This window comes from Tardiphaga sp. 172_B4_N1_3 (assembly GCF_052076035.1).
Classification (GTDB): Bacteria; Pseudomonadota; Alphaproteobacteria; order Rhizobiales; family Xanthobacteraceae; genus Tardiphaga; species Tardiphaga robiniae.
In genome coordinates this window covers 2,369,125-2,387,559 of sequence record NZ_CP197238.1, presented here as the reverse complement: position 1 = coordinate 2,387,559, position 18,435 = coordinate 2,369,125, and the positions used below count along the sequence as shown (strand labels likewise).

The window sequence follows — 18,435 nt, the reverse complement described above, 5'->3', positions numbered from 1 at the left end:
CCGTTCAATCCGGGAAAGGATTTGCAGTGATCAAGGTCGAAGACATCCAGCAGTACGGCAAGGAGCAGTTCGAGAGTGCAGTCGCATCGGCGGCCACGCTTCAGAACGGTGCACAGGCTATCGCTGTCGCGGTTGGCGACTACACCAAGAAGTCGTTCGAGGACGGCAATGCCTTCGTGACCAAACTGTCCGGCGTGCAGTCGCTCGACAAGGTGCTCGAAGTGCAGACCGAATACGCCAAGTCGGCCTATGAATCCTTCGTCGCTGAATCGCACAAGATCAGCGAACTCTATGTCGATCTCGCCAAGCAGGCCTACAAGCCGTTCGAAGGCTTCGTCGCCAAAATGACCCCGGCGCGCTAAGCGATACGGTTTTCAAATCAAAACGCCCGGCCTGATGGCCGGGCGTTTTTTGTGGTCAGGCCGCTGTCGCTATTGCGCGATACGGAGCTTGGTCAACTGCGTCCCGATCTTATCGAAGGCCGCACCGATGCCGCTGGCGGTGGTCACCATCTGGAATTCCTTTAGGTTGGTGTCCTTGTTGGTGCTTGCGCAGTTCTTTAGCAACGCGGATTCGGTGCCGTTGTCGGTATTGACGTGAACAGTGAAGATGGTGATTTTTTCAGCCCAGATGTTGGGGCATGTGCCGATTTTCGAGGATTGGTACATCCGGGTATCGACGTTCGGTTCCGGAGTATAGCCGTCGCCATCCCAGCGATTCTGAGTGTTCAGACCATCGGACATCAGCACGATAATATCCCGATACTCATAGTTTGCATCTTTGGCTGGCGGGGTCGGGAACGGTCCTCCACCCACCAGCGATTGCCAACCCCACACCAGACCGATCGGCTGATTTGTGCCGCCCAGTGGGTACAGGTTGGTGACGACGGTGTTCATGGCGTCCCAGTTGTTGCCGAGTGGCAGCATCACCGGCGAGCAAGCCGTATTTTGCTCGGCAGGAAACAGGCTGGCCGTCGTTCCGACCGCGGGCGCCGTGACATTGCGATCATAGTCGTTGCTAGGCCCCGTTGATAGACCGCGCTCGGTCACGCAGCCGTTCCATGTCGATTTCGCCGGTGTGGCAGCGATATCCGCGGGCGTTGGCGAGCTGACCGAGTCGGCCGGCCGCCAGACATGTTTGTACGAACCGCTGCTGCCGGTAGTGTTGTAGCAGCCATTGTAAAGCCGCCCGTATCTGAGGCGGCTCTTGGACCCGTCGTCGTCGCTCGGACAGATATTGCCGTTCGCCGGAATCTTCGAGACTGGCTGAGCGTTCTTGTCGGTCGCGGGTCGATCCGTGCAGCCAAATCCGTGGCTGCTATTGCCGCTGCTAGAGTTCGTATAAGGACAATTTGAACCCGGTCCGACGTCCTTCCAATTTACCGAGTTCCTCGGCGAAGTGCCATTCGGAGGTTCGGCCAGCCAGCCGGTCCAGTCGATCCAGTTGGCATTGTAATTGGTAGGATTGGTGTTGACGTATCTGCTGAAGGGGACAATCGAAACGTAGACGTCTTCTGGTTTGCTGGCGCTCGCCTTCAGTTGCGCCAGCAATTTCGTCGTGGCGACTTTAAGCGCTTCGATCTTGCCGGTGCCTAAGCCCATCGATCCGGTAGTGTCGAGCACCAGCGCTACGCGCAGGCGAACGCTGCCCCAATTGGTCACCGACACGCTGTTAATTTTCATCGACGGGGTTCCGACTATTTTCATAAAATCGGTAGCCACGGTTGCGGTGACATCGAGCTTAACGGTCGAGCCTTTGCCGGTGCTTGGCGTATAGACTGCGGTGACAGCGGGAACGTCCGCCGTGCCTGTAACAACGCCGTCCTTATTCTTATAGAGCGCGGCGAAATAGGTGTTGGCCCGCTCTGTAATCTGGCTCGCCGAGAGATCGGAAGGGCCGATGTCCTTCGACACCATCAACGCCGCTGAATCGAGCGCCATCTGCATCGCCGAGCGGGCCGCGTTGACACGGGAGTAGTCGACAGCGGCACCCACGAAGCCGAGCAGGGGCACCAGAGCGACAGCGAAGGTCATCGCGATATTGCCGCCGTCGTGGCGTGCAAATCGGGATGCGATGCTCTTCGTCTGGCTCAAAATCGATTGAATAAACATCGTGACCGCCAATGGTGGGTTTCTGGCGGTCATTTCGGGGGCGGCGGCTGAACAGGTGGTAAAGGCGTCCTCAGAAAATCGGTAAAAGGCCAACTATTGGCGTGCCGCTGCGTCAGCGCCCGGTATTATCGTGAACGACGGTTAAATGGCTCGTTTGCTTATCCGGTCAAATCGAGCACGATCGGTTAACCCTGACCGGACCGGGGGCCATCAGGCGGGGGCGTGGCGAGCCATTCCAGGTGCTTGCAGTGTGCTTGCGAGAACGCCCACAGGAACCCATATTGGCTCCATCGGTCCTGTAACGGACAGCGTCGCACCCATGCGGCGACCCGGGGCGCCTCTGTGCCCGAGGCGTCCGGCAGCACGTCGTGGCTGGGGACGCTGTCAATTCGGGGCTGGCCAATATCGGCTAGGGACTTTTATACAGGCGCTATGTTCCAGAAACCTTCGAAATTCATGCCTGACGGCATCCTGATGCCTGTGGCCGGCGCCCTCGACGATCGCCGCCGGCGGCCGCGTGGCATGGCAGAGGACGACAACCGGTCCAATGCGCCCGGTGGGCCGGCCACCTCGGTCATCACCAAGGTCAAACCGAAGACCAAGCGTCCCAACCTGTATCGCGTGCTGATCCTCAACGACGATTACACGCCGATGGAATTCGTCGTCCATGTGCTGGAAAAGTTCTTCCAGAAGGACGCCGAGGCGGCGACGCAGATCATGCTCCACGTTCATCATCACGGGATCGGGGAATGCGGCGTTTTCACCTATGAGATCGCCGAAACCAAAGTGACGCAGGTGATGGATTTTGCGCGCAAGCACCAGCACCCTTTGCAATGCGTGATGGAAAAGAAGTAGCCTCGCGTGAATTCCCGGAAACTGGGAACGGGTCTTGCATTGAACTGATGTGAGTCGAACGCGGTCGTTCGGCTGCGTCAACAGCGCATGTGACAATGCGCTGGAATGAACAGACGTGCTTTGCGGACGCGTCACAACAAGCAGCGGGAACCAGCCTTTCACCACGATCAGACATCACTATATGTGAGAAAGGTTCTTGTTGCCTGACCCGGCAACGACGATCATGATGGTGGGGGCCAACGAGGACGCGGAATGCCAACTTTTTCTCAAAGCCTTGAACAATCGCTGCATCGGGCGCTCTCGATTGCGAACGAGCGGCACCACCAATATGCGACGCTGGAGCATCTGCTGCTGTCGCTGGTGGATGACAGCGACGCAGCGGCAGTGATGCGGGCATGCAGCGTCGATCTCGACAAGCTGCGCGGCAGCCTGGTCAATTATCTCGAAACCGAATTCGAAAACCTGGTGACGGATGGCGCAGATGACGCCAAGCCGACCGCAGGTTTCCAGCGCGTGATCCAGCGCGCCGTCATTCACGTGCAGTCGTCGGGTCGCGAAGAAGTGACCGGCGCCAATGTGTTGATCGCGATCTTCGCCGAGCGCGAAAGCCATGCCGCGTATTTCCTGCAGGAGCAGGACATGACGCGCTATGACGCAGTGAATTACATCAGCCACGGCATTGCCAAGCGGCCGGGCGTTTCCGAGGCGCGGCCGGTGCGCGGCGTTGACGAAGAGACCGAGACCAAAAACGGCGACGACGCCAAGAAGAAGGGTGAGGCGCTCGATACCTATTGCGTCAATCTCAACAAGAAGGCGCGTGACGGCAAGATCGATCCGGTGATCGGGCGTACGGCCGAGATCAACCGTGCGATCCAGGTCCTGTGCCGCCGTCAGAAGAACAATCCGCTGTTCGTCGGCGAAGCCGGCGTCGGCAAGACGGCGATCGCCGAAGGTCTGGCCAAGCGCATCGTGGACAGCGACGTGCCGGAAGTGCTGTCGGCCGCCACTGTGTTCTCGCTGGACATGGGCACGCTGCTGGCCGGCACGCGTTATCGCGGTGACTTCGAGGAACGCCTGAAGCAGGTGCTCAAGGAGCTCGAAGCGCATCCGAATGCGATCCTGTTCATCGACGAAATCCACACTGTGATCGGCGCCGGCGCCACTTCGGGCGGCGCGATGGATGCCTCGAATCTGCTCAAGCCCGCGCTGGCTTCGGGAGCGATCCGTTGCATGGGCTCGACCACCTACAAGGAATATCGCCAGCACTTCGAGAAGGACCGCGCATTGGTGCGCCGGTTCCAGAAGATCGACGTCAACGAACCGACCGTTGAAGATGCGATCTCGATCCTGAAGGGCCTCAAGCCGTATTTCGAGGATTACCACAAGCTCAAATACACCAATGAGGCCATCGAGGCCGCGGTGCAGCTCTCGTCGCGCTACATCCACGACCGCAAGCTGCCGGACAAGGCGATCGACGTGATCGATGAGTCGGGTGCGGCGCAGATGCTGGTGGCCGAGAGCAAGCGCAAGAAGACAATCGGCATCAAGGAAATCGAGACCACGATCGCGACCATGGCGCGGATCCCGCCCAAGAGCGTGTCGAAGGACGATGCCGAGGTGCTGCGACATCTTGAGTCGACTTTGAAGCGCGTGGTGTTCGGACAGGACAAGGCGATCGAGGCCTTGGCGGCATCGATCAAGCTAGCGCGTGCCGGCCTGCGCGAGCCGGAGAAGCCGATTGGCTCGTATCTGTTCTCGGGCCCCACCGGCGTCGGCAAGACCGAAGTGGCGAAGCAGCTGGCATCGTCGCTGGGTGTCGAGCTTATTCGGTTCGACATGTCCGAATATATGGAGCGGCACACCGTGTCGCGCCTGATCGGCGCGCCTCCCGGCTATGTCGGCTTCGATCAGGGCGGTTTGCTCACCGATGGCGTGGACCAGCATCCGCATTGCGTGGTGCTGCTCGACGAAATCGAGAAGGCGCATCCGGATCTGTACAACGTGCTGCTGCAGGTGATGGATCACGGCCGGCTGACCGACCACAACGGCAAGCAGGTCTCGTTCCGCAACGTGATCCTGATCATGACGACCAATGCCGGCGCGGCCGACATGGCACGCGCGGCCTTCGGCTTCACCCGCGGTAAGCGGGAAGGCGAGGATCAGGAGGCGATCAACCGGCAGTTCGCGCCGGAATTCCGCAACCGCCTCGATGCGGTGGTGTCCTTCGCACATCTGAATTCGGATGTGATCGGCATGGTGGTGGAGAAGTTCGTGCTGCAGCTGGAAGCCCAGCTAGCAGATCGCGACGTGACCATCGAACTGTCCGATCCCGCCAAGGCCTGGCTGATCCAGCACGGCTATGACGAGCAGATGGGTGCGCGCCCGATGGGCCGCGTGATTCAGGAGCACATCAAGAAGCCGCTGGCCGACGAACTGCTGTTCGGCAAGCTCAAGAATGGCGGTCATGTCCGCGTCATCCTGAAGAAGGACGAGGCGGTGCTCGGTGTCGAGCAGGAAAGCATCGGCTTCGAATTCGTCGATGGTCCCGTGACGCCGAAGCCGGAGAAGCTGCCGGCCAAGCGCGGCGCGGCGAAGAAGCCGAAGTCGGGTAAGGGCTCGGGTTCGGCCAAGGGACCGCTGGAGAAGGCGTAAGCCATCGGGCGATTGAACAAATGAAAACGGCCGGTGAGAGATCACCGGCCGTTTTTGTTTTGGGGGATACGCTCTCTGTCCTCATGGTGAGGAGGCGCCTCTTCGGCGCCGTCTCGAACCATGAATGCATATGCACCCATCCTTCGAGACGCGCGCAAGCGCGCTCCTCAGGATGAGGGCTGAGTTTGCGGTTTTGTTATTTGGCCAAACGCCTTACTGCCCCAGCAGTTTCTGAATCTGCTTTTGCAATTCGCGCTTTTTCTTCTCGCTCTTGCGCAGGCGCTCTTCGATGTCGGAGCTTTCCTTGCTCTCCACCGGCGGATCGGTGAAGGCGACGCCGACGATGTTGTCGCGCCACCAGACGATCCTGGCGAGGAACGAACGGCCCTTTCGCGCGATGTTGAGCGTCAGCTCATCCTTTGGCAGTCGCGCGCCGCTTCCAAATTCGATGCGGGCGCCGTCTTCGGAAATGTCGCGCACGACACATTCCTTGGCCTTCTGGTCCTTGGACGCGACGGCACCGTAGATCACCTTGTCCCTGACGTTCTTGCGCCGCTCGTCCATGTCCTGAGGCCCCCTGAGGTTACAGGCGGGGACTGTACCCAGTTCCATCCGGCGGGGAAGGCTCTCGCGCGGATTGAGCGGATTTAACGTAAACCAAAGTTAAGGGCGATCGCCGAAAGACGGGGTGATCGGCCTCAGGACGGGCTCAGGCCGCCGTCTCGCGCAATCCCCGGGCAATGTCCTTCTGCTTGTCGAATTCGGCCCGGCGGCGCGCCAGTTCCTCGGCGCTGAGCAGGGCAACATTGTTGTAGTCGCGCTTCCAGACGGCATCCCTGGCCCAGCGCTGCGGCGACTGCAGGGTGGTCTGCGGACCCACGGCGGATTCCAGCAGGCGCAGTGCCAATTCCAGGGTTTGCGCCTGCGAGGCCTTGTCATGCGGCTTGCCGGCGGAATTGCCGAGCGGGAAGTCGCTGAACAGGAAACGGGGCACGGCAGCGTGTTCGACGATGTCCTTGGCGCAGCCCGCTACCACAGTGGAGATGCCGTTGGCCTCCAGTTCGCGGGCGACGAGACTGATGGTCTGGTGGCAGACTGGGCAATTCGGCACCAGCACCGCGACATCGACACCATCGGCTTTGGCGCGCTTGACGATCTCCGGCGCGTCGGTCTCAAGGGTTGCGCGGTGGCTGCGATTGGTCGGCGCGCCATAGAAGCGCGGCGCGACGCTGCCGATGCGGCCCGATGCCGCGAGTGCGCGCAGCGCCGGCAGGGGAAACCAGATGCCGCTGTCGTCCGCCCTCGTGTGCACGCGATCATAGGCGATGTGCGAGATGCGCAGGTCATGATCGACCGACGTATCGCCGTCATAGACCTGATAGAATTTGGCGCCGCCGTTATAGAGCGCGCCCGGACCCTGGTCGCCCTTGGCGGGATCGAAGGGCGCGGCGGTGGTGACGATGGCGACGCGCGACTGCGCCAGCGGCTTCTTGAGCGGCTGGAACGGCGCGTCGACGTGATGGGCCCAGCGATAGGGAACGTCATAGCCGATCGCCTGATAATAGGCGCGGGTGCGAGCCATATACTGGATCGGAACATCGTCGTCGCTGGCAAAGCCGGATGTGTCGTCGCGCGCGTCGGCCATTGTTTGCACTCCCGCTTTTGCCGTCTTTCATTCATAGCTAGCTGCTGGGGTCTCGCTGTCAAGGCGCGGGGAATCCGCGCGGGATCAGGCATGGCGTTCGGAAGCATCATCGGCCGGATAATTTGCCTCGCGGCGCTGTTGCTTGCGCCGGTCGCGGGCGCTCGCGCCGAAGAGCTCCCGGTCAGCGAATTGGCGAAGCCCGGCGCGGACCGGATGTTGCCGATGGCGACGCCGTCGAAGCCAAATCTGACACGTGACAGTGACGCACGCGAGTCGATGTGTCTGATGATCGAGTCCGCAGCGCGGGCCAACGATCTGCCGCTGGAATTCTTTGCCCGTGTGATCTGGCAGGAGAGCCGGTTTCAGCCCGATGCCGTGGGGCCCGTGACGCGCAATGGCCAGCGCGCGCAGGGCATCGCGCAATTCATGCCGGGCACGGCCAATGAGCGGCGTCTGCTCGATCCGTTCGATCCGGTGCAGGCGCTGCCGAAATCGGCGGAGTTTCTCAGTGAGCTGCGCAACCAGTTCGGCAATCTCGGCCTTGCAGCTGCGGCCTATAATGCAGGACCGCGCCGTGTGCAGGACTGGCTCGACGGCAAGGGATACATGCCCGGCGAGACCCGCAACTACGTCTCCGCGATCACCGGGGCGACGGTCGAGGACTGGCAGGCTGCGGGCCGCAACGGCAAGACGCCGCCGCGTGCCGCGACGTCGAGCTGCCGTGAATTGATGGCACTCCTGCAGCGCGCGCCCAATCCCTTCGTCACGCAACTGGAAGCGCGTGTGAAGCTCGGCGAAGCACGGCCATGGGGTGTGCAGCTGGCGGCAGGCTTCAATCGTGATCGTGCTCTGATGTCCTATGCGCGCGTGATGCTGCGTTTGCGCACGGTGGTCGGCGAACGCGATCCCAACCTGCTGAGTTCGCTGTTCCGAAGCCGCGGCACGCGAACCTTCTACCAGGTGAGGATCGGGACCGACACGCGTGACGAGGCCAACGATCTCTGCGGCAAGATCCGCCGGGCCGGGCAGGGCTGTCTGGTGCTGCGCAACGGCAGAGCGTGACTGCTGGCACCCCATGCATTGGCGCCTCTTGACGCCGGCGGCTTTCGGCAGCCTATGGCACGTCGGATCAACCAAGAAGAAACAAACTCACGTGTCGCTTCCTGCACTGGATTCACCGAGATGGCAGGGCAGTCCGGCGGCCTTCCTTTACGGCATGCGGTCGATCACCACGACCATCCTGACGTTGGTACTGTTCGCGACCTATATCGGCATCGGCGCGCTGGCTCATGACACGCATTTCAGCCTGTTCTGGGCGCTGGCGAGTACGTTGTTCGTCTGGGCCGGTCCCGCACAGATTATTCTTCTCGTCGCGCTCGGCTCCGGCGCCACGGTAATCCAGGCAGCGCTCGCGGTGACCGTAAGCGCGATCCGTCTGTTTCCCATGGTGGTGTCGGTGCTACCGATGCTGCGCATGCCGGATACCAAAAAGCGGCAATTGATCCTGCCATCGCATTTCATCGCAGTGACGCTGTGGGTGGAGTGCTTCCGGTTGATGCCGCTGGTCCCGCGCGAGCGGCGCATCGCTTTCGTCAACGGGCTCGGCCTCGGACTTGTGTTGTCGTCGCTGACCGCAACTTTCATCGGCTATCACCTCGCGGCGAATCTGCCGCCGCTGTTCGGCGCGGCGATCCTGTTGCTGACACCGCTGGCGTTTCTGCTGTCGACGGCGCGCAACTGCAAGCAGCTCGCCGATGTCGTGGCGCTCGTGCTCGGTCTCGCGCTGTTTCCCGTCGTGTCGCTCTTCAACACCGGCGTCGACATCCTGATATCGGGCGTCTCCGCAGGGACGATCGCCTATGGCGTGCATCGCTGGAGGCGGCGGTGAGCGACTTCATCGGCGACTGGCATGCGTTGCTCGTACTGCTGCTGGCGGGTTTCCTGCCCAATGAAGTCTGGCGCATGCTTGGCCTGTGGCTCGGCGGCGGTGTCGATGAAGAGTCCGAGATCCTGATCTGGGTGAGGGCGGTGGCCACCGCGATCCTCGCCGGTGTCATTGCGCAAATTCTTGTCGTGCCGCCCGGCGCGCTGGCGAGTATTCCACCGCCGCTGCGCTATGGTGCGGTCGCTGTCGGGCTTGTCGTCTTTGTCGCTTTCCGACGCTCGATCTTTCTCGGCGTCGCATGCGGCGAGCTTGTAATGGTCACCGGCAAATACATCCTCGGTTGATAGACGACAGCGTCAGGCTGTATCGGCCTTGTATGACTGCGTGAACGCGATAGTCTCCGCTCAACTTAAAAATAGGGGTTGGGAGACGATATGAGATTGCGCGCAAGTTCTGCCTTGATAACCGGCATCGTCATCGCTGCGCTGGGTTTTGCCGCGCCGCTCGCCCGTGCGGCGGAATATCCGACGCGCGTGATCAAGCTCGTGGTGCCCTATGCAGCCGGCGGGCCGACCGATGTGCTCGCGCGTCTGGTTGCGGATTATCTCGGCCGCGATCTCAAGCAGACGACGATCGTCGAGAACAAGCCGGGCGCACAAGGCGCCATCGCCGCCGAAGCGGTCGCGCGTGCAGAACCGGATGGCTACACGCTGTTCGTCACGGCCGCATCGATCATGGTGCTCAACCCGCTGCTCTACAAAAAGCTGTCCTACGATCCGCAGAAGGATCTGCGAATGCTGACGGTGGTCACTGACTTGCCCGTGGTGATGGAAGTGCATCCGTCCGTGCCGGCCAAGACGGTGAAGGAGTTCGTAGCTTACACGAAGGCCAATCCCGGCAAGCTGAATTTCGGATCGGCCGGCACCGGCGGTACCATTCATCTGGCGGGTGAGATGTTCAAGCAGATCGCCGGCGTCGAGATGACCCATGTGCCTTACAAGGGCGCTGGGCCGGCGCTGACCGATCTCCTCTCCGGCAATATCCAGGTGATGTTCGATACGCTCTCCACGGCGCTGCCGCCCGTGAAGGCCGGGTTGCTGCGGCCGCTCGGCGTCAGTTCGAAAGAACGCAGTCCCGATCTGCCTGACGTGCCCACCGTCATCGAGAGCGGCTATCCGGACTATCAGGTTGGCGTCTGGTTCGGCCTGGCGGGATCATCGAAACTGCCGGATGATGTCGTGAAGACGGTCATGGCCAGCATGGACCGCGCCTTGAACGACAACACCTTCCGCGCATCGCTGGAAAAGATCGGCTTCCCGGTGCTGCGACCGAAGACGGTCAAGGAGATCAACGAATTCGTTGACGAGGACCGGGCGCGGTGGTCGAAAGTGATCAAGGCGCAGAACATCTCGCTGGATTGATCAGAATGGTGGGCAATGGTTCGTGAAAGTGAAATCCGCGCCGGCGAACTCGCCGTCGATGCACCGAAGCCGAACCATGCGGGCCTCGTCTATATCGGGCGCATCCGCACGCCCTGGACGTCGCGGCTGGAAACGCCGCGGCAGGGCAGGCATGACGGGCCGGTGTGCCGGCTCGAGATCTTCGAGCCATGGGTGCCGGGGCTGAAGGACCTCGATCTCTACAAGCATCTCGAAGTGATCTACTGGTTGCACCTGTCGCGCCGCGACCTGGTGCTGCAGAGCCCCAAGAATGACGGCAATGCGCGCGGCATCTTCTCACTGCGCACGCCGGTGCGGCCAAACCCGCTGGGCACATCCATGGTGAAGCTGGTGGGGATCGAGGGAGCGACCGTGCTGGTGCGCGGGCTCGATTGTCTGGACGAGACGCCGTTGCTGGATGTGAAACCCGACCGCTGCGAATTCACGCCGCTGGCGCCGCCGCAGCCGGGCGACTTTCAGACGGAGTAGGGGACTTAACCTCTCCCCGCTCTTTGCGGGGAGAGGTCGCCGCGTCTTCGCGGCGGGTGAGGGGCTGTGCACGACGTTGACGCGAGTAAACGCTCTCGGGTCGGTAATTTGAAGCCGCAGGCAGCGATCCGATAGATCACTATTGCGATTGGCTGTGTGCCTTGCCCCTCACCCCCCCCCCCTCTCCCCGCTCTGCTGTTCAGTCGGGAGACATGGTTGACACCTGTTCGGAGACATCACTGACACTTTTTGTGCCAGTCAAGTCGATTTCTGCGACTTTCCGGCTGCCGAAGAAAATCCCGTAGTGGCCATCGCTGTCCAAGGGGCGGATTGCCAGCCGTTCGCCGCGAAAGGCTTTTGGTACGCGCCATCGCCGGCCCTTGAAGTCGATGCGCGGATTGACTGAGACGCGGCGCACGATGTCATTGCTGGCATATTCGACCTCGACGATTTTGTCGGGCATCGGCCGCGTGCTGGGTTTGTAACGGGTAGCGGGAACGTCCATGCCGAGTGCTTCGTGGGGGCGTTGCAGATTGTAGACGGTGCGCCATGTATCGAAAGCGCGCTGTAGTTCGGCAAAGTCGCGGAACCGGCGTGCCGCGAATACTTCGGCCTTGAGGGAACGGTGGAAGCGTTCGTTCTTGCCGCGGCTTTGCGGGTGGAACGGCCTTGCATAGATCGTGTCGACGCCAAGCTTGAGCAACCAGACCCGCAGGGCAGTCCAGCGCGAGCCGCCGCTGTCGCCCCAAGGCGAGCCGTTGTCGACGAAGAACGCGTCCGGCAGACCATAGCGCCGGAAAGTCTGTATCAGCCGCTGCTGCACGGTTGCACTCTGTTCGTTTGCGCAGGCCTGGATGCAAAGTGCATAGCGCGAGTGGTCGTCGATTACGGTGAGCGGATGGCATGCTGCGTTGTTGGCCAGCGGCATGCGCCCTTTGAAATCCATCTGCCATAGCTGGTTGGGCGCCTCCTTCTCGAAGCGCTGCAGCGGCTGTGTTGCGCCGCCCGGCGGCAGGATAATGCGGCCGTTGCGGTGCAGGATCTCATGCACGGTGGAGATCGCCGGCGGTGTCATCCCGTCACGCTGCAGGCAGTACGCAATCTTGCGCGCGCCCCAGGCCGGATGGGCATCGCGCACCGCAAGCACCAGCGTCTCGATTGCCGTATTGCTGCGTCGTGGGCTGACAAGCGGTCGCCGCGACCGATCGGCCAGTTCCGCATCGCCGGCCTCGACCCGCGCCAGCCATTTGTAGCCGGTCTGCGGGCTGATCCCGAACCGCCGACACAGTTCTCGCCGATTGACGCCCTCCTGCATTGCCAAAAGGGCAAACTCCCGCCGCTGATCCATTGCCGACACCTCGCGCCATGGCATGGAAACCTCCTGAAAAGGAGGACTCCAGCCAATCTGAATGTGTCAACTATGTCTCCGAACACCTGTCAGCGATCTGTCCGGACTGAACAGCAGAGCGGGGAGAGGGAGCGCACGGCCGGTGCGTAGCCTACAGCGCTGCCAATGCCGCGATCAGTTTCGTCGCGTTGTCTTCCAGCACTTTCGGGTCTTCCTTGCGCGATGCCGGCGGCAGCAGGCCGACATTGTCGTGGCGCGGCATCACATGCATGTGCAGGTGAAACACCACCTGGCCGCCGGCGGCTTCCGAATATTGCGCGACGGTCATACCGTCGGCCTTGAAGGCCTGTTTGCAGGCAGCGGCGATCTTGTGGGCGGCGCGGATCACATGGGCATAGTCATCAGGCGTGATGTCGAAGATGTTGCGCGCGGGCGCCTTGGGGATCACCAGCGTGTGGCCGGGGGAGCGCGGCATGATGTCGAGGAACGCCAGCACGTGGTCGTTCTCATAGACCTTGTAGCAGGGGAATTCGCCGCGCAGGATCTTGGCGAAGATGTTGTTGGGGTCATACGCGGTCATGGAATCCTCCGGAGAATTTCGGCGCAAATTTGGGCGACTGTCGCCGCCAGAGGGGAGCCGGTCAAGACGGCTTAATCCTGCTCGTCGCCCTTCCTGAACGGGCCGGCTTCGGTCAATTCGCGGACGGCCTCCGCGACATATTCGCGCTCGCGCTGAAGATATTCGCCGACGGCCTGACGCAGTCCGCGATCGGCGATGTAATGCGCCGAATAGGTGGTCTGCGGCAGATAGCCCCGTGCGATCTTGTGTTCGCCTTGCGCGCCGGCCTCGACGGTCTTCAATCCGCGGCGGATCGCGAAGTCGATGGCCTGATAGTAGCAGACCTCGAAATGCAGGAACGGGTGATGCTCGACGGCGCCCCAGTGGCGGCCGAACAGCGTGTCCGAACCAATGAAATTGATGGCGCCGGCGATCCACTTGCCGTCGCGCCTGGCCATGATCAGCGCGACGTCATTGCTCATGCTCTCGGCGATCAGCGCATAGAACTCGCGCGTGAGATACGGCCGGCCCCATTTGCGCGAGCCGGTCTCCATGTAGAAGGCGAAGAACGCGTCCCACGCATCCTCGGTGATCTCGCTGCCCGTGAGGGGATGGACGGTGATGCCATTGGCCAGCGCATCACGGCGCTCGCGCTTGATCGCCTTGCGATGGCGTGAATTCAGCGTCGCCAGGAAATCGTCGAAGGTGGCGTAGCCGTCATTGCGGAAATGAAACTGCTGGTCGGTCCGCTGCAGGAAGCCGCGCGCGGCGAGAAATTGCCATTCGCTTTCGCGCGCGAAGGTGACATGGACAGACGATGCATCGGTGGCCTCGCAGAGACCGACGAGGCCGCCGGCCAGCGCCGCGCCGACGCGTTCCACATCGACGCCGTCGCGGATCAGCAGGCGCGGGCCGGTGGCGGGCGTGAACGGAACCGAGGCCTGCAGCTTCGGGTAATATTGCCCGCCGGCGCGCTCATAGGCATCGGCCCAGCCGCGGTCGAACACGTATTCGCCCTGCGAGTGCGATTTCAGATAACAGGGCACGACACCGACGATGCGGCCATCACTCTTGGCGATCAGATGCCGCGGTCCCCAGCCGGTGCGGGCGCAGGCCGAATTCGACTTCTCGACGGCCGTGAAAAAGGCATGGGACACAAACGGGTTGTAATTGGCTTTCGAGGCGCAACCATTGGCCGCCGGGGCCAGCGTATCGAGGCTCTCAATGCCACCGAGATTGGCATGACCGGTGGCACAGGCGTCCCAGTCCGTGGCCGGAATCTGGCTGATGGACGCCACTGCTTCGAGGGTAATTTCCGATGACGTCATCAATCACTTGAACCGGTCATATGCGATCAACCGTCGCGGTGACCGCTCCTAAGATTGTGCATCGCGCCGGACACTTCAAGTCCCGGCCGCAACGCCTTCAGGTTACGGCACAAAGCCTTCGAACGTCATCTGGTCGGCGTAGCGGGCGGTGACGGCACGCTGTTCCGGCGTGCGGACGGTCCAGGTCAGGAGCGCGCAGCCGAACAGGTTGCGGGCGATCCAGGGCGCCGGGGCCGGCAGTTCCTTGACCCAGTAGGAGACGAAATGGGGGCGGGTGCGGAAGGCGTGGCGGAGATGGCGCATGCCGTCGCGCTGGGCCTGCGTAAGCGTCAACCACTCGCCGTCGTCATAGGTGCGCTGGGCGGTAATGCCGCGCGGGATCCCGGGGGCGATCTCGCGCATCGCGAGAACCTGATCGGGATCGAACGACATCCAGGCAACCGGCCCGCGATAGGTTTTCAGAATCTCGGCGACGCGGGTGACCAGTTTGCGGTCGCCATCGAAATGGCTCTTGATCTCGATCACGAGTCCGACACGGCCGTCGATCAGTGCAAGAAGATCGCCGAGCGACATCATGCGCTCAGGCGTGTCCTTGAAGGTTATTTGCTTGAGTTCGGTGGAGGTCTTCGCGAGCAGGGGACCGGAGCCTTCGGTCAGGCGTCCCAACTCATCGTCATGATGCACCATCGCCTCGCCGTCGGCGGTGAGCTGGACATCGGTCTCGATGCTGAAATTGCCTGATATGGCGGCGTGCATGGCGCCGGGCATGTTCTCGATGATGCCGCGGGTGCGATCATGCAGGCCACGATGCGCGACCGGCCGGGCGATGAGCCAGTCAGGTGCGCGCATCGGGATTGTCCTGCATCAGAGCGTTTTCAAGCGAAGTGGATACCGGTTCGCGTGAAGAAAACGCGTCAAAACGAAAAGCTAGATGACTTCGAACACCGCGTCGACCTCGACCGCACAATCGGCGGGCAGCGAGGCGACGCCGACAGCGGCGCGGGAATGGCGGCCCTTGTCGCCGAAGGCGGCGACCATCAGGTCCGATGCGCCATTGATGATCTTCGGCGCGTCGATGAAATCCGGCGTCGAATTGACGAAGCCGCCGAGACGGACGACGCGGGCCACCTTGTCGAGATCGCCGAGCGCAGCCTTGACCTGCGCCAGGATGTTGATGGCGCAGCCGCGTGCGGCATTGACGCCCTGTTCGAGGGTTACGCCGGCGCCGAGCTTGCCCTTGGCGATCAGCTGGCCGTCGGCGCCCATGCAGATCTGACCAGAGACGAACAGCAGATTGCCCGTGCGGACGAAGCCGACATAGTTCGCTACCGGGCTCACCGGCTCGTGAAGCTTGACCCCCAGATCCGCAAGTTTCTGCTCGACCGTTCCTGCCATCGTGATTCCCCAAACAATTGATGATGTGCCCGAACAAAAGTCCCCAAAGGGTTCAGGCACCGTCTGTTTCACCCATACCGCGTCGCCGCGCAAGTGACGATCGGGCGACATCGGGTCGCCGCCGCAACTGTGCGGATTTGGCAAGATTCGCTGCAGAATATGGCATTTCCGCAGTGCGAATCCGGCGCGGCCGTAGTTGCGACGCAATAGGACGCTCTCTATTGTTGTAGTTCCAGAATCCAGGGAAACCCCATGCGCCGCATTTCCTCCGTTTCGCGCCTCCAGGCCGCTTCGCTGGCACTGACCATTGCGACCTTCGTAGCGCCGGTGTCGGCATTCGCGGCTCCGCCTGCTGCGGGCACGCCGTTCGTCGCGCACCAGGCGCTGTATGAACTGAAGCTGTTGAAGTCGCGCGGCAATGCCAGCGTGAACAGCGCCAGCGGCCGCATCCTCTATAATTTTACCGGCAGTGCCTGCGAAGGCTACACGTCGGATTTCCGTCAGGTTTCGGAGCTCAACAGCGGCGAGGACAAGACCACGCTGAGCGATCTGCGCTCCACCAGCTGGGAAGCCGGTGACGGCAAGAGCTATCGCTTCAAGATCGACACCCGGATGAATGACGGTGATGCCAGCGCCGTCGACGGCATGGCGGAGCGCGAGGGCGATCACGTCACCGTCAAGCTGAAGCAGCCGGTGGCGAAGACCTTCACGCTGGAGGGTTCCACCGTGTTTCCGACCGAGCAAATCCACCGCATCATCGCCGCCGCACGCGAAGGCAAGTCGGTGCTGGAACTGAATGTCTATGACGGGTCGGATACAGGCGAGAAAGTCTACAGCACGCTCACGGTGATCGGGCAGGCGATCCCCGGGGATCGCAAGGTCAGCGAACCCGATCCTTCGACGGGTGATGACGGGATGAAGAAGCTGACGCGCTGGCCGGTCACCGTCAGCTATTACGACAAGTCGGCCAAATCCTCCGACGGTGGTGAGCAGACGCCGGTCTATGCGATGTCATTTGAACTCTATGAGAACGGCGTCTCGCGGTCGCTGATGCTGGACTACAATGACTTCGTCATCGGCGGCGCCATGAGCAAGTTCAATGTGAAGGACAGCAAGCCTTGTAAGTGAGGGATGCCCCTCGCCCCGCTTGCGGGGAGAGGGTGGCGCGGACGAAGTCCGCGACGGGTGAGGGGGACTCTCCGAGAGCTGAGCAGGTGGAGAGTCCCCCTCACCCGACTTCCACGCGCTTCGCGCGTTTCAGTCGACCTCTCCCCGCAAGCGGGGAGAGGTGAAGTTCGTCACTCCGCTCTCGACAGCCGCATGCTGTCCAGCAAACGCAGCCCGCCGCCGCTTTCACTCTTCAGCAGCTTCTTCACCGCGCTCGATGCCGCGATCTCGTAATGATCGGCATAGGCTTCGTGGTTCTTCTCGATATCGTCGAGACGATACAGATAGTTCACCATCAGGCTGGCGGACTCACGCAGGCCCTTCGCCGACGTATCGCCGAGCCAGTCGATGCGCTCGAGCCGTGCGCCGTTGCCGAGATGGAAGCGGGCGACGGAATCGATCGGGCCGCCGCGGGGGCTCTTGGCTCTCAGGAAGTAATGCGCGGCGAGCTGTTCCATCACGGGCTTGAGCTGCGCCGTCAGCGCTGTGTCGTTGACCCATAGCGGATCGGCGAGCATGTCGACCAGCGCCTGGTCCTCATTGGACAGGTTGAGGTCGTCGGCCTTCTTGAGCCACTTCATGAAGCCCGGTACTGGCGACAGTGTCACGAACGTGTCGAGCTTCGGCAATTCGCGGCGCAGTTCCTCGACCACCTGCTTGATCAGGAAGTTGCCGAACGAAATACCGCCAAGCCCGCGCTGGCAGTTGGAGATCGAATAGAACACCGCGGTGCGCGCGCGCTCGATCGGCACCGGCTGACGATCGACCGCGAGCAGCGGGGCGATGGCGCCCGGAATGGTTTCGGTGAGCGCAACCTCGACGAAGATCAGCGGTTCATCGACCAAAGCAGGGTGGAAGAACGCGTAGCAGCGGCGATCGACGGGATCGATGCGGCGGCGCAGATCGTCCCAGTCGTGGATCTCATGCACCGCTTCATATTTGATGACTTTTTCGAGTACATTGGCGGGCGTGGACCAGTCGATCTTGCGCAGCACCAGAAATCCCCTGTTGAACCAGGATGCCAAGAGATGAACGACGTCGCGATCGACGGCGTTGAGGTCTTTGTTACCATTCTTCAGGTCGAGAAGATCTTCACGCATCTTCACGAGTTCGCTGGTCGCGTTCGGCGCGCGGTTCAGCCGGCGAAACAGTTCCTGCCGCTGCGGCTCGGATGCGAAATGCAACTCGCCGGAGACGTCACCGGTCGGCTTGGCACGCCATGCTTCGATGGCCTTTTCAAGCTTGTCACGATCGGGACCGTAATTCTGTGCGAGGTTTTCGAAGAAGGTGAGACGACCGGCCTCGTCGAGACTCTTGTAGCGATCGAGCACGCCGCGCGCGAGGACCGTGCCGGACGCTTCGCCGCGTCCCGACAACAGCTCCGTGCAGAGTTCGATCAAATCCGATGCGTTCTGTTTGGGATCGACAGATGCGGGACCGAGCCGCAGCAGAGTGCGTCCGCGTTCCGAGATGGATGCGAGGAGATCGGAGAAAAAGGAGTCATTGCTCATGGTGAATCAATTCCCGGGCTGGCAGTCCAACCAGTCCGCTTCAATATAGCC

The 18,435-nt window shown here is 61.8% G+C and carries 18 protein-coding genes; 9 read left to right on the top strand and 9 right to left on the bottom strand.

The window, feature by feature from the left end:
• The first annotated feature begins 26 nt into the window (after positions 1–26).
• The gene (locus AB7783_RS11160; protein ID WP_068734393.1) at positions 27–362 is read left to right on the top strand and encodes a phasin family protein; all 336 of its coding nucleotides are present in this window, start codon (positions 27–29) and stop codon (positions 360–362) included.
• A 69-nt stretch (positions 363–431) separates the two neighbouring features.
• Here the strand turns inward: AB7783_RS11160 and AB7783_RS11155 are convergent, their stop codons facing one another.
• Complete coding sequence (locus AB7783_RS11155; protein ID WP_441277652.1) at positions 432–2,111, bottom strand: pilus assembly protein TadG-related protein; 1,680 nt, start codon at positions 2,109–2,111, stop codon at positions 432–434.
• A 522-nt stretch (positions 2,112–2,633) separates the two neighbouring features.
• On the opposite strand from AB7783_RS11155, the gene clpS reads away from it, so the two are divergent.
• Entirely contained in the window at positions 2,634–2,966 is a 333-nt protein-coding gene (clpS, locus tag AB7783_RS11150; protein WP_068734422.1) for an ATP-dependent Clp protease adapter ClpS, read from the top strand.
• 252 nt (positions 2,967–3,218) lie between these two features.
• Positions 3,219–5,618 carry an ATP-dependent Clp protease ATP-binding subunit ClpA gene (clpA, locus tag AB7783_RS11145; RefSeq protein ID WP_089263729.1) on the top strand — a complete coding sequence of 800 codons (2,400 nt, stop codon included), beginning with the start codon at positions 3,219–3,221 and terminating at the stop codon, positions 5,616–5,618.
• A gap of 213 nt (positions 5,619–5,831) precedes the next feature.
• Here clpA and AB7783_RS11140 read toward each other — a convergent pair whose 3' ends face one another.
• Both AB7783_RS11140 and AB7783_RS11135 read right to left on the bottom strand, forming a co-directional pair.
• On the bottom strand, positions 5,832–6,182 hold the full coding sequence (locus tag AB7783_RS11140) for a PilZ domain-containing protein (protein WP_068734400.1): 351 nt from the start codon (positions 6,180–6,182) through the stop codon (positions 5,832–5,834).
• 145 nt (positions 6,183–6,327) lie between these two features.
• On the bottom strand, positions 6,328–7,263 hold the full coding sequence (locus AB7783_RS11135; RefSeq protein WP_441277651.1) for a glycine/sarcosine/betaine reductase selenoprotein B family protein: 936 nt from the start codon (positions 7,261–7,263) through the stop codon (positions 6,328–6,330).
• Positions 7,264–7,353: 90 nt separating this feature from the next.
• Between AB7783_RS11135 and AB7783_RS11130 the strand changes: the two genes are divergently transcribed.
• The 5 genes from AB7783_RS11130 to tsaA all read left to right on the top strand — a co-directional run bounded on the left by AB7783_RS11130 (position 7,354) and on the right by tsaA (position 11,076).
• Positions 7,354–8,325, top strand: coding sequence for a transglycosylase SLT domain-containing protein (locus AB7783_RS11130; protein WP_441277650.1), 972 nt, complete (start codon positions 7,354–7,356; stop codon positions 8,323–8,325).
• Between the two features lie 91 nt (positions 8,326–8,416).
• Positions 8,417–9,151, top strand: a complete 735-nt coding sequence (locus AB7783_RS11125; protein WP_441277649.1) for an AzlC family ABC transporter permease — start codon at positions 8,417–8,419, stop codon at positions 9,149–9,151.
• Positions 9,148–9,492: an AzlD domain-containing protein gene (locus tag AB7783_RS11120; RefSeq protein WP_120292013.1), complete on the top strand. Its 345-nt coding sequence runs from the start codon at positions 9,148–9,150 to the stop codon at positions 9,490–9,492. The genes AB7783_RS11125 and AB7783_RS11120 overlap by 4 nt, the downstream gene beginning before the upstream one ends.
• 90 nt (positions 9,493–9,582) lie before the next feature.
• Positions 9,583–10,569, top strand: coding sequence for a Bug family tripartite tricarboxylate transporter substrate binding protein (locus AB7783_RS11115; protein WP_441277648.1), 987 nt, complete (start codon positions 9,583–9,585; stop codon positions 10,567–10,569).
• 15 nt (positions 10,570–10,584) lie between these two features.
• Positions 10,585–11,076, top strand: a complete 492-nt coding sequence (tsaA, locus tag AB7783_RS11110) for a tRNA (N6-threonylcarbamoyladenosine(37)-N6)-methyltransferase TrmO (RefSeq protein ID WP_089263736.1) — start codon at positions 10,585–10,587, stop codon at positions 11,074–11,076.
• Between the two features lie 199 nt (positions 11,077–11,275).
• On the opposite strand, the gene AB7783_RS11105 is transcribed toward tsaA, so the two are convergent.
• The 5 genes from AB7783_RS11105 to AB7783_RS11085 all read right to left on the bottom strand — a co-directional run bounded on the left by AB7783_RS11105 (position 11,276) and on the right by AB7783_RS11085 (position 15,706).
• On the bottom strand, positions 11,276–12,448 hold the full coding sequence (locus AB7783_RS11105; protein WP_441276790.1) for an IS481 family transposase: 1,173 nt from the start codon (positions 12,446–12,448) through the stop codon (positions 11,276–11,278).
• 127 nt (positions 12,449–12,575) lie between these two features.
• On the bottom strand, positions 12,576–13,004 hold the full coding sequence (locus tag AB7783_RS11100) for an HIT family protein (RefSeq protein ID WP_089263737.1): 429 nt from the start codon (positions 13,002–13,004) through the stop codon (positions 12,576–12,578).
• Between the two features lie 71 nt (positions 13,005–13,075).
• Positions 13,076–14,311, bottom strand: a complete 1,236-nt coding sequence (locus AB7783_RS11095; protein WP_441277647.1) for a GNAT family N-acetyltransferase — start codon at positions 14,309–14,311, stop codon at positions 13,076–13,078.
• Between the two features lie 102 nt (positions 14,312–14,413).
• Positions 14,414–15,160: a glycerophosphodiester phosphodiesterase gene (locus AB7783_RS11090; protein ID WP_441277646.1), complete on the bottom strand. Its 747-nt coding sequence runs from the start codon at positions 15,158–15,160 to the stop codon at positions 14,414–14,416.
• A gap of 78 nt (positions 15,161–15,238) precedes the next feature.
• Positions 15,239–15,706, bottom strand: a complete 468-nt coding sequence (locus tag AB7783_RS11085) for a RidA family protein (protein WP_092144382.1) — start codon at positions 15,704–15,706, stop codon at positions 15,239–15,241.
• A gap of 252 nt (positions 15,707–15,958) precedes the next feature.
• Between AB7783_RS11085 and AB7783_RS11080 the strand changes: the two genes are divergently transcribed.
• Positions 15,959–16,834, top strand: coding sequence for a cell envelope integrity EipB family protein (locus AB7783_RS11080; RefSeq protein ID WP_093761299.1), 876 nt, complete (start codon positions 15,959–15,961; stop codon positions 16,832–16,834).
• Between the two features lie 170 nt (positions 16,835–17,004).
• Here the strand turns inward: AB7783_RS11080 and AB7783_RS11075 are convergent, their stop codons facing one another.
• The gene (locus AB7783_RS11075) at positions 17,005–18,384 is read right to left on the bottom strand and encodes a malonyl-CoA decarboxylase (RefSeq protein WP_093761301.1); all 1,380 of its coding nucleotides are present in this window, start codon (positions 18,382–18,384) and stop codon (positions 17,005–17,007) included.
• Positions 18,385–18,435 lie beyond the last annotated feature (51 nt).

What these genes read in the sequence shown, in the direction of transcription:
- AB7783_RS11155 (WP_441277652.1), bottom strand. Translation starts at nt 2,111, where the DNA reads ATGTTTATTCAATCGATTTTGAGCCAGACGAAGAGCATCGCATCCCGA.
- clpS (WP_068734422.1), top strand. Translation starts at nt 2,634, where the DNA reads ATGGCAGAGGACGACAACCGGTCCAATGCGCCCGGTGGGCCGGCCACC.
- clpA (WP_089263729.1), top strand. Translation starts at nt 3,219, where the DNA reads ATGCCAACTTTTTCTCAAAGCCTTGAACAATCGCTGCATCGGGCGCTC.
- AB7783_RS11140 (WP_068734400.1), bottom strand. Translation starts at nt 6,182, where the DNA reads ATGGACGAGCGGCGCAAGAACGTCAGGGACAAGGTGATCTACGGTGCC.
- AB7783_RS11135 (WP_441277651.1), bottom strand. Translation starts at nt 7,263, where the DNA reads ATGGCCGACGCGCGCGACGACACATCCGGCTTTGCCAGCGACGACGAT.
- AB7783_RS11130 (WP_441277650.1), top strand. Translation starts at nt 7,354, where the DNA reads ATGGCGTTCGGAAGCATCATCGGCCGGATAATTTGCCTCGCGGCGCTG.
- AB7783_RS11115 (WP_441277648.1), top strand. Translation starts at nt 9,583, where the DNA reads ATGAGATTGCGCGCAAGTTCTGCCTTGATAACCGGCATCGTCATCGCT.
- tsaA (WP_089263736.1), top strand. Translation starts at nt 10,585, where the DNA reads ATGGTTCGTGAAAGTGAAATCCGCGCCGGCGAACTCGCCGTCGATGCA.
- AB7783_RS11105 (WP_441276790.1), bottom strand. Translation starts at nt 12,448, where the DNA reads ATGCCATGGCGCGAGGTGTCGGCAATGGATCAGCGGCGGGAGTTTGCC.
- AB7783_RS11100 (WP_089263737.1), bottom strand. Translation starts at nt 13,004, where the DNA reads ATGACCGCGTATGACCCCAACAACATCTTCGCCAAGATCCTGCGCGGC.
- AB7783_RS11095 (WP_441277647.1), bottom strand. Translation starts at nt 14,311, where the DNA reads ATGACGTCATCGGAAATTACCCTCGAAGCAGTGGCGTCCATCAGCCAG.
- AB7783_RS11090 (WP_441277646.1), bottom strand. Translation starts at nt 15,160, where the DNA reads ATGCGCGCACCTGACTGGCTCATCGCCCGGCCGGTCGCGCATCGTGGC.
- AB7783_RS11085 (WP_092144382.1), bottom strand. Translation starts at nt 15,706, where the DNA reads ATGGCAGGAACGGTCGAGCAGAAACTTGCGGATCTGGGGGTCAAGCTT.
- AB7783_RS11080 (WP_093761299.1), top strand. Translation starts at nt 15,959, where the DNA reads ATGCGCCGCATTTCCTCCGTTTCGCGCCTCCAGGCCGCTTCGCTGGCA.
- AB7783_RS11075 (WP_093761301.1), bottom strand. Translation starts at nt 18,384, where the DNA reads ATGAGCAATGACTCCTTTTTCTCCGATCTCCTCGCATCCATCTCGGAA.